The 15,420-nt window shown below is 62.7% G+C and carries 13 protein-coding genes and 1 tRNA gene; 13 read left to right on the top strand and 1 reads right to left on the bottom strand.

What is annotated here, in order from left to right; translation table 11 throughout:
- Nucleotides 1-25 precede the first annotated feature (25 nt).
- On the bottom strand, nt 26-1,474 hold the full coding sequence (gene gndA / locus RI518_RS01955) for an NADP-dependent phosphogluconate dehydrogenase (RefSeq protein WP_310689212.1): 1,449 nt from the start codon (nt 1,472-1,474) through the stop codon (nt 26-28).
- Nucleotides 1,475-1,724: 250 nt separating this feature from the next.
- On the opposite strand from gndA, the gene RI518_RS01950 reads away from it, so the two are divergent.
- From RI518_RS01950 to RI518_RS01890, 13 genes are all read left to right on the top strand, one after another.
- Complete coding sequence (locus RI518_RS01950) at nt 1,725-2,381, top strand: 50S ribosomal protein L25/general stress protein Ctc (protein WP_310671852.1); 657 nt, start codon at nt 1,725-1,727, stop codon at nt 2,379-2,381.
- Between the two features lie 3 nt (nt 2,382-2,384).
- Nucleotides 2,385-2,987: an aminoacyl-tRNA hydrolase gene (gene pth / locus RI518_RS01945; protein WP_310671879.1), complete on the top strand. Its 603-nt coding sequence runs from the start codon at nt 2,385-2,387 to the stop codon at nt 2,985-2,987.
- A gap of 41 nt (nt 2,988-3,028) precedes the next feature.
- The gene (gene mfd, locus RI518_RS01940; RefSeq protein WP_310689211.1) at nt 3,029-6,592 is read left to right on the top strand and encodes a transcription-repair coupling factor; all 3,564 of its coding nucleotides are present in this window, start codon (nt 3,029-3,031) and stop codon (nt 6,590-6,592) included.
- A complete protein-coding gene (locus RI518_RS01935; RefSeq protein ID WP_310671854.1) occupies nt 6,589-7,239 on the top strand; it encodes a MazG family protein in 651 nt (216 codons plus the stop codon). Before mfd ends, RI518_RS01935 begins: the two co-directional genes overlap by 4 nt.
- Before the next feature lie 83 nt (nt 7,240-7,322).
- Nucleotides 7,323-8,594, top strand: coding sequence for an ATP phosphoribosyltransferase regulatory subunit (locus tag RI518_RS01930; RefSeq protein WP_310689210.1), 1,272 nt, complete (start codon nt 7,323-7,325; stop codon nt 8,592-8,594).
- Nucleotides 8,595-8,718: 124 nt separating this feature from the next.
- Entirely contained in the window at nt 8,719-10,002 is a 1,284-nt protein-coding gene (gene eno, locus RI518_RS01925) for a phosphopyruvate hydratase (protein ID WP_310671856.1), read from the top strand.
- 55 nt (nt 10,003-10,057) lie between these two features.
- Complete coding sequence (locus tag RI518_RS01920; protein ID WP_310689209.1) at nt 10,058-10,609, top strand: septum formation initiator family protein; 552 nt, start codon at nt 10,058-10,060, stop codon at nt 10,607-10,609.
- On the top strand, nt 10,606-11,106 hold the full coding sequence (locus RI518_RS01915; RefSeq protein WP_310671858.1) for a DUF501 domain-containing protein: 501 nt from the start codon (nt 10,606-10,608) through the stop codon (nt 11,104-11,106). The genes RI518_RS01920 and RI518_RS01915 overlap by 4 nt, the downstream gene beginning before the upstream one ends.
- On the top strand, nt 11,082-12,332 hold the full coding sequence (locus tag RI518_RS01910; RefSeq protein ID WP_310671859.1) for a S8 family serine peptidase: 1,251 nt from the start codon (nt 11,082-11,084) through the stop codon (nt 12,330-12,332). Before RI518_RS01915 ends, RI518_RS01910 begins: the two co-directional genes overlap by 25 nt.
- Before the next feature lie 32 nt (nt 12,333-12,364).
- The gene (locus RI518_RS01905) at nt 12,365-13,738 is read left to right on the top strand and encodes an FAD-dependent oxidoreductase (protein ID WP_310689208.1); all 1,374 of its coding nucleotides are present in this window, start codon (nt 12,365-12,367) and stop codon (nt 13,736-13,738) included.
- 12 nt (nt 13,739-13,750) lie between these two features.
- Nucleotides 13,751-13,827: transfer RNA gene (locus RI518_RS01900), tRNA-Leu, on the top strand.
- A 50-nt stretch (nt 13,828-13,877) separates the two neighbouring features.
- Complete coding sequence (locus RI518_RS01895; RefSeq protein ID WP_310671880.1) at nt 13,878-14,444, top strand: LemA family protein; 567 nt, start codon at nt 13,878-13,880, stop codon at nt 14,442-14,444.
- A 56-nt stretch (nt 14,445-14,500) separates the two neighbouring features.
- Nucleotides 14,501-15,388 carry a M48 family metallopeptidase gene (locus RI518_RS01890; RefSeq protein WP_310671861.1) on the top strand — a complete coding sequence of 296 codons (888 nt, stop codon included), beginning with the start codon at nt 14,501-14,503 and terminating at the stop codon, nt 15,386-15,388.
- The last annotated feature ends 32 nt before the right edge of the window (nt 15,389-15,420 follow it).

Below are 15,420 nucleotides of genomic sequence, written 5' to 3'. Positions count from 1 at the left end.
TGCGCCGGTCGACCTGCGTCTCGGATTAGTCGACGCGGGCTTCTGATCGATCGGCGGACCAGTCGGTGTGGAAGGCCCCCTCGGCGTCGATACGCCGGTAGGTGTGGGCGCCAAAGAAGTCTCGCTGGCCTTGGATCAGGCTTGCCGGTAGGCGCTCGCGGCGAATCTGGTCGTAGTAGGCCAGGGAGGAGCTAAAGGCCGGGGTCGCAATCCCCGCGGCCACGGCCGTCTGGATGACGTGGCGCCACGCTGGTTGAGCGTCGGTCAGCGCACTGCGGAAATAGGGCGCAGTGAGCAGGAGGGGAAGCTCTGGTTGCTCCCGGTAGGCCTCGGTGATGCGGTCGAGGAATTGGGCGCGGATGATGCACCCCGCGCGCCAAATTCGGGCAATTTCCCCGCGATCGATTGACCAGTGGTATTCGGTGGCCGCGTGGGCGATGGCGTCAAAACCCTGGGAGTAGGCGACGATTTTGGAGGCGTAGAGGGCCTGTTCGACCATGTCAATGAAGCCCTCGACGTCGTCTACAGCCTTCTGCGAGTCGTCGGCCTCGGGGCTCGGACCAGGAAGGCCCACACCGGCGGCGCGCGACGCACCGGACGAAGAAATCGCTCTGGCAAACACGGCTTCGGCGATACCGGTCACCGGTACACCAAGACCGACCGCGCTTTGCACCGTCCACACCCCGGTGCCCTTCGAACCGGCCTGGTCGACGATCACGTCGACCAGGGGTTTCGCGGTGGCCTGATCGACGTGGCCGAGCACTTCCGCGGTGATGTCGATGAGGTAGCTCTCCAGCACGCCGGTATTCCATCGGCGAAAGACATCGGCAATTTCCTGGGGGTCAAGACCCGCCGCGTGTCGAAGCAGGTCATACGCTTCGGCGATGAGTTGCATGTCGGCGTATTCGATGCCGTTGTGGACCATTTTGACGAAATGTCCGGCACCGTCGGTGCCGACGTGGGTCACGCAGGGCTCACCGTCAGCGACCGCCGCAATAGATTCCAAAATGGGCCCCAGGGTCTTCCACGCCTCAGCGGAGCCACCCGGCATGATCGACGGCCCATTGAGGGCCCCCTCTTCGCCTCCGGAAATGCCCGCTCCCACAAAGTTCAGACCCCTGGCTGCTAGTTCGGCTTCGCGTCGAATCGTGTCGGTGAAGTGCGCGTTTCCGCCATCGACGATGATGTCGCCCGGTTCACACACGTCGGCCAGCTGTGCGATCACCTGATCGGTGGCGGGACCTGCCTGCACCATGATGATGGCCGTGCGGGGGGTACTGAGGCTCTGTGCAAACTCTTCGATCGTTTCGGTACTGACGAATCCGGCTTCGGGGTGGGCCGCAGCCAGGTCACGAGTTTTGTCCGCCGAGCGGTTGTAGATGGCGACCGTGTTGCCGGGCCGACTGGCGAGATTTCTCGCCAGGTTGGAGCCCATTACCGCCAGACCCACGACACCAATATTTGCCTGACTCATGCCTTCTCCTCATGCTCTGCGGGTCGCAGCTTGTGACGTGTGCTGGGTGTGGCGCCTGTGGGGCGATCCGGTCACAACCCAAGTCGCTAACGAGCGTACCTGTCCGCTACACTTTGCCAGGTACTTCGGCGAGGGAGCACAGGTTCCGTAATCGACGCGGTAGGCGAGGCACACGGTCTCTCCTCACGCTTCGGCGTTCGAGTCGAGAATTGACATACCGGGCCCCGGCCCGACAAAGGAGAGAGTAGTAATGGCTGAAAATCAGCAGATGGTCGCCGAGACGCGTGCCCAGTTTGGAAAAGGCGCTGCGAGGAAACTGCGCGTGGCCGGCAAAGTGCCCGCCGTCGTCTACGGCCACGGAGATGCTCCGATGCACGTGTCGCTGCCCGCCCACGAAATGATGCTGGTGGCGCGTCGCGCCAACGCCCTGTTGGAGCTCAACCTCGAAGAGGGCAAGAAGCTCGTGTTGGTCAAAGACGTTCAGCGCGATCCGGTGCGCCAAATCATCGAACACGTCGACATGGTCGTCGTGCGAAAGGGTGAGAAAGTGACCGTCGACATCGGCGTTCACCTGGAGGGCGAACCCTTCACCGGCACGATGATTCAGTACGAAAACATGTCGGTGACCGTCGAAGCCGAGGCGACCAACATTCCCGAGTGGGTCATCGTCGACGTCGAGGGGATGACCGAGGGCACCCAAATTCACGCCGGTGAACTGGCGCTTCCCGAAGGCTCCACCCTGGTCAGCGACTCGGACGCTCTCATCTTCTCCATCTATGTTCCGCGTGATGTGGAGGAGGAACCCCAGGATTCCACCGAAGAGGGCGCGGCGGGCGATTCTGCTGGTGCCAGCGGTGACGGCGACTCCTCGGAGGAGTCGTCGGGTGAGTCCTCCAGCGAGGAGTAGGCACTGTTTTTTCGACGCGGCAAGGGGGGCGAAGCCGATTCGGCCCCCTGGCTCGTCGCCGGATTGGGTAATCCGGGCGACAAATACGCCCACACCCGGCACAACGTCGGTCAGGATGTGGTCACCGACTGGGCGAAGGACCAGGGCCTGGGTCTGAAACGGCTGAAATCCTTTGGGGACGTGGTAAAAGTTCCCGGCCGGCCTCTCGTGTTGGCGGTGCCCGCCGGGTACATGAATACGTCGGGTGCTCCGGTGTCGGCGTTGGTGCGATACTTTTCGACCACACCCGAGCGGGTGATCGTGATTCACGACGATTTGGATCTTCCGGTGGGCACCCTTCGACTCAAACGCGGTGGCGGCCACGGCGGCCACAACGGCTTGCGCGACATCAGCAAGGCGCTTGGAACACCGGACTTCCTGCGCGTCCGGGTGGGCGTGGGCAGGCCCCCCGGGCGGATGGATCCCGCTGATTATGTCCTGCGCCGCTTCGCCACAGCCGAAGCGGCGGACGTCGACCGGGTGCGCGTGGCGGCAATCGACGCGGCGGAGCTGGTAATCGCCGAGGGCTTAGAGGCTGCCCAGCAGCGCTTTCACCAATCCGGTTAGGCCACAGCGGATATGTCGCAACCGGTCGTACACTTCCAGGAGTGAGTTCGCACACCCTCGCCCCCGCCCTCGCGGAGGATTCCTCTATCCGCGCGCTGCTGTCGTCGGCTGCGGTGCGCACCCACGCGGTGGCCCCGCGTGCTCTGCACGTGCCACTCATTCACACCCTCCTCGATTCGCCACAGCACCCGAATGTGGTCCTGGTCGTCACCCCGAGCTCTCGAGAAGCCGACCAGGTCCGCCACAGCCTCACCAGTGGCAGCCTCGCAACCGGTGGTGAACCGAGAGTGTGGGATTTGCCCCCCTGGGAGACACTGCCCCACGAGCGCTTGAGCCCCCACCCGGAAACGGTCGGCAGAAGGCTCTCGGCCATTCGGGCACTGACCCACCCGGAGGACCATTCGGATCGACCGTTGGTGATCGTGGCGTCGGTGCGGGCGCTCATTCAACCGGTGAGCCCCCAGCTGGCTGATGCCCCCTGGGGGCAGCTCCAGCAGGGGGCCAGCCAGTTGGGATTAGAGCAGTGGGCCCGGTTACTCACCGAGTTGGCCTATCAGCGGGTGGACCTGGTCACGAGGCGCGGTGAGTTTGCGATTCGAGGCGGCATCCTCGATGTTTTTCCTCCGCTGGCCGACCACCCGGTGCGGGCAGACTTTTTTGGCTCCAGCATCGAAGAGCTCACCTGGTTCCAGGTCGCTGACCAGCGCTCGATTGAACCCGTTACCGGGCCAATCGATATTCCCCCGGCGCGCGAAATGCTCCTCAGTGATGCCGTGCGCCAGCGAGCTGGTGAGCTGGTGGGCGAGTACCCGGGGGTGGAGGGGATGTTGGAAAAAATCTCTGCCGGCATTGTCGTGGAGGGCATGGAATCGCTCCAACCCGTGCTGCTGGAGTCGATGGTGCCCATCATGGATTTCTTTCCCGAACAGACACACATTGTCGAGTTGGAGCCGGAGCGGGTGCGCTCTCGAGCACTATCGCTGATTGAGACCAACCGGGAATTTTTGGAAGCCGCCTGGGAGGTCGCCGCCGGAGGTAATACGTCCCGACCCATCGACTTCCACGCCGGTGAGTTTTACACCCCCGACCAAGTGCTGGACCAGGCGGGCAGTAGGCCGTGGTGGGCACTGCACCAACTCGATGATGGCGCCCCGGGACTTTTACGGATTAACGCCGAGTCGCTGTCGTCAGATTTTGCCGGCGGTCACGAGGTGCTCACCGCGGTGCGCGACCACCTCGCCGCGGGGATGAGCGTCGTTGTCGCGGCCGCCGGACACGGCCTGGTGGAGCGCGCCATTCACCTCCTCGGCGACGCGGATATCCCGGCTGGGGAAATTGCGGGCACCCACGAACCCCCGGAGGCGGGAGTGGTGGGTGTGCTCCAGGCCGACCTGAGTCGAGGGTTTGTACTGCCGGAGCGATCTTTGGTGGTGTTTGGCGAGCACGAGTTCTTCGGGGGCTCTGGCACGACCAGGGCGCGCCAACCGAAGCGGACGATTGCCAAACGGCGTGAGGGGGTCAACCCCCTCGAGTTGCAACCGGGAGATTATGTGGTCCACGAAACCCACGGTGTGGGCCGTTTTGTGGAAGTCCAAACCCGCGAGGTGTCGACGGGTGGCCGGGAGGCCAAAAAGTCGACCCGGGAGTTTGTGGTGTTGGAATACGCGCCCAGTAAGCGAGGCGGCCCGGCGGATAAGTTGCTGGTGCCCACCGACCAGTTGGATTTGTTGAGTCTTTATGTCGGCGGGGAATCTCCGGCGCTGAGCAAAATGGGTGGCTCAGACTGGGCGGGGGTAAAGTCTCGCGCCCGCAAAGCGGTGCGCGATATCGCCGTCGACTTGGTGAAGCTCTACAGCCAACGCATGGCCCAACCGGGTTTCGCGTTTTCTCCCGATAACGACCTACAGCGCGAATTAGAGGACGCGTTTGCATTCGTGGAAACGGTGGACCAGCTCTCGACCATCGACGAAGTGAAAGCCGATATGGAGCGACCCATCCCGATGGACCGGCTCATCGCCGGTGATGTGGGTTTCGGGAAAACAGAAATCGCGGTCCGGGCGGCGTTTAAAGCGGTGCAGGACAATAAACAGGTCGCCGTGTTGGCCCCCACGACGCTGTTGGTGCGCCAGCACATGGAAACCTTCCAAGAGCGCTACGCCCCGTTTCCTGTGCGACTGGCGTCGCTGTCGAGATTTTCCACCGCGGCCCAAGCCAAAGCGGTGCTCAAAGGCCTCGCGGAGGGGACCATCGACGTGGTGATTGGCACCCACCGACTGCTCTCCGAGTCGGTGCGGTTTAAAGACTTGGGGCTGCTGATCATCGACGAAGAGCAGCGTTTCGGTGTGGAGCACAAAGACCGGTTGAAGAAACTGCGAAGCGACGTGGACGTGTTGGCGATGAGTGCCACCCCGATTCCCCGGACACTGGAGATGGCGGTCACCGGTATTCGAGAAATGTCGACCCTGCAGACCCCACCGGAAAATCGCCACCCGATTCTGACGTTTGTGGGTCCCACCAGCGATCAACACATCACCGCGGCGATTCGGCGTGAACTCCTGCGCGAAGGACAGGTGTTTTACGTCTCGAACCGAGTGCGGGGGATTTACGACGTCGCCAGCAAAGTCGCCGACCTGGTCCCCGAAGCCCGCATTGCGGTCGCCCACGGCCAAATGGCCGAGAACGACCTGGAGCAGGTGATGGTCGATTTTTGGGAGGGCCACTACGACGTGTTGGTCTCCACCACCATCATCGAAACGGGTATTGACGTCACGAACGCCAACACCCTGATCGTCGAACGCGCCGACCGGTTCGGCCTCTCCCAGTTACACCAACTGCGCGGGCGGGTGGGGCGTGGGCGCGAACGCGCCTACGCCTACCTCCTCTTCGACTCTGAAGTGCCCCTCGGTGACAACGCGCACGAACGCCTGGAAACCCTCGCCAGTCACAGTGACCTGGGTGGGGGAATGAGCATCGCGATGAAAGATTTGGAGCTTCGAGGCGCCGGCAACCTCCTCGGTGGTGAACAGGCCGGCCACATCGCTGGCGTCGGCTTTGACCTTTACCTGCGGATGGTCCAGGAGGCGATCGGTACCTTCCGCGGGGAGGTCACCCCGGAGCAGACCGAACTGCGCCTGGAATTGCCCATCGACGCGAGAATCCCCGAAGAGTACATCGACAGCGACCGACTGCGATTAGAGGCCTACCAAAAGCTCTCGCACGCATCGGCGCCGCTGGCGGAGGAGGGCCTGATCGACCAGGTGGTCGACGAGCTCACCGACCGCTACGGCCCGCTGCCCGCACCGGTGACGACCCTGGTGGCGGTGACCGGGTTGCGTCGACGGGCACAGGCCAGCGGGCTGTCTGAAGTCTTGGTCATGGGTTCAAAACTTCGACTGGTGGGGCCTCCGCTACCCGACTCTCTGCAGGTTCGCCTCCGCCGGCTCTACCCCACCGGGTCCTACATGGCCCCGGCGCGCGTGGTGCTCATCCCCCTGCCGGAGCGTCCCGGTGATCAGGCGCTTGTGGTGTGGGTCGAGGGCGTCATCGACGCGCTCTATCCGCTGGCGCAGTCGCCGGCTGTTGCTGCTGAGACACTGGAGTCATGAGCACCCACCGGCACCTCGAAGAACTCATCGAGACGATGGCGATTCTGCGCGGTGCGCAAGGCTGTCAGTGGGATCGAGAACAAGACCACCTTTCACTCGTGGCATACCTCATTGAGGAAGTCCACGAATTGGTCGACGCGATCGAATCAGATGACCGGGAGGGCATGCGCGAAGAATTGGGCGACGTGCTCTACCAGGTCCTCTTTCACGCCGATATTGCCCGAGTGGATGACACCGACCCGTTCGACATCGACGATGTCGCCCGGTTGGTCAACGACAAAATGCGTCGACGACACCCCCACGTCTTTGGTGATGTCCGGGTGGACGGCGTTGAGGACATTAAAGACAACTGGCAAGAAATCAAGAGGCGTGAAAAGTCGAATCGCACCAGCGTCTTAGACGGTGTCCCCAGAAGCCTCACCGGGTTGGCCAGAGCTCAGGCCGCAGTCACGCGAGCTGCACGAATCGACCAGGTACCACCGCAAGAGGACGGGACCGCACCCACGGAGGCGACCGCGTGGGGTCGGTGGTTACTCCACCAGGTGGCCAAGGCCCACGCGCAGGGAATCGATGCCGATCAGGCACTGCGGGGCGCGCTGAGAGATTTTGAGCAGCGCGTCGCTGACGCACAGCGCCCACAGCCCTGAGGCCCCTTGGCGCCTGGGCAGACTCGACGCCGCGGCCGGCTTGGCCTCACTCGGGTCACCGACACTGGTGAGAGACTGGAGCTATGGCAGCTAAGGCGGGCCCACCACGGGGCATGCGGGATTTTCTCCCCGCAGAAAAACGACACCGCGATGCGGTGTTGGCGACTATTTCCGAGCGCTATCAACAACACGGTTTTGACCCCATTGATACGCCCGCCCTGGAAGAACACGACACCCTGCATTCGGGTTTAGGCGGCGATAACGAAAAACTCAGTTTCCAAGTGCTCCGCCGTGGACTCGATACGGCTGACCTGCAGGCGGTCACCTCGCTGGATGAGTTGACCGATTTGGGTCTGCGCTTTGATCTCACCGTCCCCCTCGCGCGCTACGTGGCGACTCACCGTGCCGAGCTTCCCAGTGTGTTTCGCGCCCTGCACATCGCCCCGGTGTGGCGGGCGGAGCGGCCCCAAAAGGGTCGCTACCGCCAATTCGTCCAGTGCGATATCGACATTGTGGGGGAGGCGTCGTCCCTGGCGGAGCGCGAACTGCTCATCGCCAGCGCGGACGCCCTCGACGCGCTTGGCGTATCGGGCTACCGTTTCCGGGTCAATGATCGGCGACTCCTCACCGCTGTGCTGGAGGCAGCCGGGGTGGCCCCCGATCAGCACCTCTCGGTGCTGATCACCCTCGACAAGCTCGACAAAGTGGGTATCGAGGGTGTGCTCGACGAGCTCACCACTCGACACGGTGGTCAGATCGATGCCCGGGCCATGAGAGATTTCCTGGAGCGAGCCAGTGAGCCCGTCGAGTTAGACGCTCACGCCATCGCCCAGCTGATGTCGGCCACTGAGGACAGTGCCGCAGAACTGGTGGGCTGGGCGGCTGATGTGGCCGGGCGAATTGGGCCCGAGAAAGTGGTTTTTGATCCGACGTTGGTGCGCGGCATGGGGTATTACACCGGCAGCATCATCGAACTATTTCACCCGGAGCTCGGGGTATCGCTCGGCGGCGGTGGTCGCTACGACGGAATGGTGGGTCGATTCTTGGGCGACGACGTGCCCGCTTGCGGTTTTTCTCTCGGGTTTGAGCGACTCATCGACGTGGTCGATTCCAGGCGGCACGCCGGGGCGTCCCGCCTGGCCCTGGTCTACACCGAGCAGACACCGCTCCAGGCGCTGCTCGGCGTGAAGGCCGAACTGATTCAGTCGGGCCATGCGGTGGTCTTAGCCCAATCCAAAAAGAATAAGAAGGCGCTCTTTGGGGAACTAGAAACCCTCGGAGTGAGCCGGGTCGCTCAGGTGGAATCCGAGGTTCCTCCTGTCGATGAGCTCACCTGGCGCGAGCTCGGGGAGTAGCACGACTCATTTTTCGAGGTGGCCCGTTCGTGAACAGATTCTCGGTTTCGCCTGGAGGGCACACCAGCTCAGTAGGATTGGGCTCGCATCATCAACAGAGCACACCATCAGGAAGGACGTTGTCGTGGCCGAAATTGAGGCCCTCACCGCGAGGGAAATTCTGGACTCACGGGGAAACCCGACCGTCGAAGTGGAAGTGCTCTTAGAAGACGGCACCATCGGCCGTGCCGCGGTGCCCTCCGGGGCGTCGACCGGGCAATTTGAAGCCTACGAATTGCGAGATGGTGATGCCTCGCGCTACCTCGGCAAGGGCGTGCAGTCCGCAGTGGCCGCAGTGATTGATGTCCTCGGGCCCGCCATTGAAGGCATGGAAGCGAGCGAACAGCGCGCGGTTGATCAGGCACTGATCGATGCCGACGCGACGGCGAACAAGAGCAACCTCGGTGCGAACTCCATTTTGGGGGTATCGCTCGCGATCGCACACGCCTCCGCCGAATCAGCCGACCTTCCCCTCTACCAGTACCTCGGTGGCGCGAACGCCCATGTGCTCCCGGTGCCGATGATGAACGTCATCAACGGCGGCGCCCACGCCGACACGGGTGTGGATATTCAAGAATTTATGGTCTTGCCAATCGGTGCGGGTTCGATGGCGGAGGCGATCCGGATCGGTGCTGAGACGTATCACGCCTTGAAATCCGAACTGAAGGCTGCCGGACTGCAGACCGGTTTGGGTGATGAGGGGGGTTTTGCCCCGGAACTGGCCAGTAACCGCGATGCCTTGGACTTTTTGATCAAAGCAATCGAGCGCGCGGGGTTCCGGCCCGGTGTCGACATTGCCCTCGGTTTGGACGTTGCCGCGACGGAAATGTTCGAATCGGGTGCGTACCGATTCGAGGGCGGGCACAAGAGCGCCGAAGAAATGGTCGCCTACTACGAAGCCCTCGTCGGCGACTATCCACTGGTGACCATCGAAGACCCGTTGGACGAAAACGATTGGGCCGGCTGGGTCGCCTTGACCGAGAAGCTGGGCTCGAGGGTCCAGCTGGTAGGCGATGACTTATTCGTCACCAACCCGGAGCGACTGGCTCAGGGAATCGATCAGAAGGCCGGCAATTCGATCCTGGTGAAGGTCAACCAAATCGGTTCGCTGAGCGAAACGCTCGACGCCGTGGGACTCGCCCAGCGCAGCGGATACACCGCGGTGCTCTCGCACCGCTCCGGTGAAACCGAAGACACCACGATTGCCGATATTGCGGTGGCGACCAATTGCGGTCAGATCAAGACCGGTGCACCGGCGAGGAGCGAGCGGGTCGCAAAGTACAACCAGCTGCTGCGCATCGAAGAGGAATTGGCCGCCCAAGCCCGCTACGCGGGGGCTGGGGCGTACCCGCGTTTTTCGACGAGCTAGCGACCCACCGGCTGATGCCCGAAGGGTAGTCAGTCGACCGACCTACACTGTCGATGTGGCTGGTGACAAGACGAAGAAGACGCGGAGTGCGTCGACAAAGTCGCGCTCACTGACCGTCTCACTGCAGGCGTCGGGGTTCACCGCGACACTGTTAGTGCTCATCGTCACCGCCGTAGTGGTGCTCTCACCGTCACTGCAAGTCCTCGCCGAACAGCGTCAACACATCGCACAGCTACGCGCAGACCTGGAAGAAACCGACCGGGAAGTGGTGGCCTTGGAAGACCAACTGGAGCGCTGGAGTGACCGCGCTTTTGTGGAAACCCAGGCGCGCTCCCGACTCATGTTTGTCTACCCCGGTGACATTACCTACCTGGTTCTCGATGACCTCCCGGGGGAAGTCGACGGCGAGAGCGTGGCCGTGAGCGACGAAATTCAAGTGGCCTCGGGCGACTGGCGGGAAGCCCTATTTGCCAGTTATCTGGTCGCCGCCACCACGAATGCGACACCCGTTGGAGACGTCTTTCAAGAGCCCGAGCCGGGAGTCGAGCCGCTTATTCCTGGGCCGCAATCCGGCCCAGAGCAGGCCCCGCAAGGACTGGGCGAATGACGTGGGAGGAACCCAGTGTTGATGATCACCGTCAGCTTGCGCGTCAACTGGGCCGACCGATGCGTGGCCTACACGCTATTGCCGCGCGGTGTTCCTGTGGGGCACCGGCTGTGGTGGTGACTCTTCCCCGCGTCGATGACCACACGCCTTTTCCCACGCTCTACTACCTGTCGCTGCCCTCGGGAACAAAAGAGGCGTCGCGACTGGAGGCGGCGGGGCGAATGGCCGACTATGAGGCCCGACTGCGAGAAGACGCTCAAGCCCGCGCGCAGTATCACAGGGCGCACAACGATTTTCTCCACACCCGTGCCCAGTTGGGCACTGTCCCCGAAATCGAGGGAATCAGTGCCGGGGGTATGCCCGAGCGCGTCAAATGCCTGCACGCCCTGATCGCCCATTCCCTCGCGGAGGGCCCCGGGGTGAACCCGGTCGGCGACTGGGCCCTGGCCGATACGCAGTGGAGTCTGGAGGTGTGTCAGTGCTCACACGACGCGTGACCCGCGCCCTCGCGGGTGTCCTCATGGGCGCGCTCGCGCTGCCCCTCGCAATGAGCGCCTCAGTCGCGCACGCCGATGAAGTGCGCGAGCGGCAATACTGGCTCGAAGAATTTCGCATCAGCGAAGCGTGGAGTATCACCCGCGGAGCCGGGGTGACGATTGCCATCATCGACACCGGTGTGGACGGCAACCACGAAGATCTTCGGGGAGCCGTCGTGGGCGGGACCGATGTGTCCGGTATCGGCAGTCCGGACGGTCAAACACCGGTGGGCTCGTCCCCCGCGCACGGGACCATGGTGGCGAGTCTCGCCGCCGGCCGAGGACACGACGGAGGCGACGGGGTGATCGGAAGCGCTCCGGGGGCTTCGGTACTGAGCGTCTCGATGAGTTTTGGCAACACAATAATCCCCGCCGACGAGCAGATTGCCGAGGCGGTGATCTGGGCGGTCGATAACGGCGCCGATGTCATCTCACTGTCGCTCACGAGAAACACGAGGGAATGGCCCGTGAGCTGGGACCGGGCGTTTGGTTATGCCGAAGACAATGACGTCGTCGTGGTGGCCGCGGCGGGAAATCGCTCGGCGGGCACCGAAGTCGTCGGCGCGCCCGCCACCATGCCGGGAGTCTTAACGGTCGGGGGAGTGGACCGAGCGGGTGTGGCTAGCGCTCGGGCCTCCAGCCAGGGCATCACGATTGGTGTGATGGCCCCCAGTGAAAACTTGGTGGGTGCGCTCCCCGGTGAGGGCTATGCGCTGTGGGCGGGAACGAGTGGAGCAACCCCGATTGTGTCGGGCATTGCGGCTCTGGTCCGCGCGGCGCATCCCGAGCTCGATGCGGCCAACGTGGTCAACCGGATTCTTGCCACCGCCAGACCGGTCACGCCCACTATTCCCGACCCGCTGTATGGGTTTGGGCTCATCGACGCCTATGACGCGGTGGCGGGCGATGTTCCACTGGTCCAGTCGAATCCGCTGGGAACCATCGACGAATGGGTGCAGATTTATCGACGAGGAAACGACGAGCAGGTGGTCTACCCGCTAGGCCCTGTGGCCACTCCCGAGGCGCCCGATGCGGCCAAGAGTCAACCGGTCACCGCAACACCCGAGGCCGGCCTTACTCGGGAGATTCCGCTGCTGATGGTGGGCGGTGGCCTCGCGCTGGTGGCCATTGTTGCCATCGCCGCCACATTTTCTGTACTGCGTGTCCGGACAGAGCCGCTAGATTAGGGGGGTAGCCCCTTCGTCGGAGAGTTTTTATTGTGCCCAACATTGTGATCATCGGTGGCGGTTATGCCGGTTTCTATTCCGCATTCAAGCTCGAACGCGAGCTTCGAAAAGGTGAAGCGTCGGTCACCCTCATCGACCCACTGCCGTATATGACCTACCAGCCGTTCTTGCCCGAGGTGGCGGCAGGCTCCATTGAGGCCCGACACGTGGTCGTGCCCCACCGGCGTCACTTGAAGCGCACCCGGGTGATCACCGCGCGGGTGACCGGAATCGACCACGCCAATAAGCAGGTCACCGTGACTCCGGAGTTTGGTGAGCCCTTCACGGTCGACTACGACCACGTCGTGGTCACCGCGGGCGCGGTGACCCGGACGTTCCCGATTCCCGGAGTCGCCGATGTGGCAATCGGAATGAAGACGGTCGAAGAGGCAGTGGCGGTGCGCGACCGCCTCATCGACAACATGCACATCGCCGCCCACATGCCTCCGGGACCAGAGCGCGACCGACTCCTCACCGTCGTCGTGGTGGGTGGCGGTTTCGCGGGAATCGAAACCTTCGCGGAATTGCGGGGCCTCGTCAGCGATCTGCTGAGACGCTTCCCGGAGATCACCATTTCGGATACCCATTTCCACCTCATCGAGGCGATGGATCGGATCCTGCCCGAGGTGTCGCTGAAGGCCAGCCACTGGGTGATCGACAATTTGGAGAAGCGCGAAGCACACATTCACCTCAATACCCAGTTGGTCAGCGCCGTGGATGGTCGAATCGAACTCTCCACCGGCCAGTCACTTCAGACCAACCTGATCGTCTGGACCGCGGGAGTGAAAGCCCACTCGATGCTCGGTGGCTCCGGTGTTCCCCTCGAAGAGCGCGGGCGCGTTCGGGCTCAAGCCGATCTCCGGGTGGTCGACGACAACGGCATTGTGGAGGGAATGTGGACCTCGGGTGATGTCGCCGCGGTCCCCGATCTCACCGGCGGTGGCGTGGGCGGATACTGCGTGCCCAACGCCCAGCACGCCGTGCGACAGGGTAAGCACCTCGCGAAAAACCTCACCGCCGTGTTGCGCGGTGAAGAACCCAAAGACTATGTCCACGCAAACCTGGGCGCCGTGGCGGGTCTCGGTGTCGGTGTCGGTGTCCTGCAGGTCGGAAAGATTTCGGTCAAGGGCTTCCTCGGTTTCTTAGCCCACCGCGGATACCACGGCCTGGCGATGCCGATGTGGGAGAGAAAAGTCCGAGTCGTCTCGGACTGGTTGCTGCAGTTGTTCTGGGGTCGGGATGTGGCCAGTATTCGGGCAGTCCAAAAGCCCCGCGAATTCTTTGAGGAGTTCGCCGCGCGCCCCACCCCGGCGGCGGCAGCCACGGCGAAAAAGCGCGCGTCCAAGGCGAAAGTCTCCGCCAACTAGACTGGAATTCGGGCCCCGGTAGCCCAATCGGCAGAGGCAGGCGACTTAAAATCGTCCCAGTCGGGGTTCGAGTCCCCGCCGGGGCACCAGCACGACTCGGGCTGGTGAACGTTCAGTTCTTCTCACTATGCTCGACGTTATGGACGCTCTGATTATTGTCGGGATTCTGGTTGTACTGGTCGTTGCCATCGGCATCTACCTGTGGTCGACCTACAACGGCTTGGTGACGTTGAATGTTCGAGTCGACGAAGCCTGGAGCGACATCACCGTGCAGCTGAAGCGCCGGGCGGATTTGATTCCGAACCTGGTCGATACGGTGAAGGGTTACGCCACCCACGAAAGCGCAGTTTTCGAAAACGTCACGAAGGCCAGGGCTCAGACGATTTCTGCCCAGTCGCCCGCCGAGGCTGCCCAGGCGGAAAACATGATGCAGGACGCCTTGAAGAGCATCTTCGCGGTCGCGGAAGCCTACCCGCAGCTCCAGGCGAGCCAGAACTTTCTGCAGTTGCAGGGTGAACTGGTCGACACCGAGGACAAAATCCAAAGCGCGAGGCGGTTTTATAACGGTGGAGTGCGGGAGCTGAACACTCGAATTCAACTGTTCCCGAACAATATTTTTGCCACCAACTTGGGCTTCGGTGAGCGGGACTTCTTCGAAGTGGCCAACCCCGAAGCGATCGCCGAGTCCCCGCGTATCCAGTTCTAGCGGTGTCACGAAGCAACCACCATCACCGCGAGGGTGACAGAGGGTAGGGCGGGCCGATGTATCGGGCGATTGCGGCGAATAAGCGCAACACGTATGTGATCATGGCGGGCTTTGTCCTCATTCTCGCCGCCCTCGGATTTCTCGCCGCGGCCATGTTTGGTGACGGCTCCGGGGTGATTTTCTGGGCGGTGCTCGCCGGTGCGCTGATCTACGTCGTCATCCAGTACTACCAGGCGGGTAAACAGGCGTTAGCGCTGGCCGGGGCGCAAGAAATTCAGAAACGCGATAACCCCCGGCTCTACCGCATTGTCGAAAACTTGGCGATCACGATGGGTCTTCCCACCCCGAAGGTCTACATCGTGAACGATCCGGCCCCTAACGCTTTTGCGACCGGTCGCGACCCCGAACACGCCGCGGTGGCCACCACAACCGGGCTGTTAGAGCTGATGGATGACACCGAGTTAGAGGGTGTGATGGCCCACGAGATGGCGCACGTGAAAAACCTCGACATTCGGGTGACCACGATTGTCTTTGGTCTGGTGGTGGTGGTGGGTCTGCTGGCCGATTTCCTCGCTCGAATGGCTTTTTTTGGGGGCATGCGGCGCAGCGGCGGTGGCGCCCACCCGATCCTGCTCATCGTGGGAATTTTGGCCATGATTATTGCCCCGCTGTTAGCGGGACTCATTCAGGCCGCCGTATCTCGCCAACGCGAATATTTGGCGGATGCGACCGGAGCATTGACGACGAGACACCCGGACGGATTGGCCAGCGCGCTGCACAAACTGGGCGAATACGGCCGCCCACTCAAACGCCAACAGGCCTCGATGGCCCACCTCTGGATGGCCGACCCCGTCCAGCCGGGAGTCATCGACCGAATGTTCCAAACCCATCCCCCCATTCCCGAGCGGATTAAGCGTTTGATGGACAATCGGGCCCGCTTTTAGGCCTGTGGGCGCACTGGCAATCTAGACTGTTG

Source organism: Pontimonas sp. (assembly GCF_031581085.1).
Lineage (GTDB): Bacteria > Actinomycetota > Actinomycetes > Actinomycetales > Microbacteriaceae > Pontimonas.
Note: the sequence above shows the minus strand (reverse complement) of the source record. Positions and strands in the feature narration are given on the sequence as shown.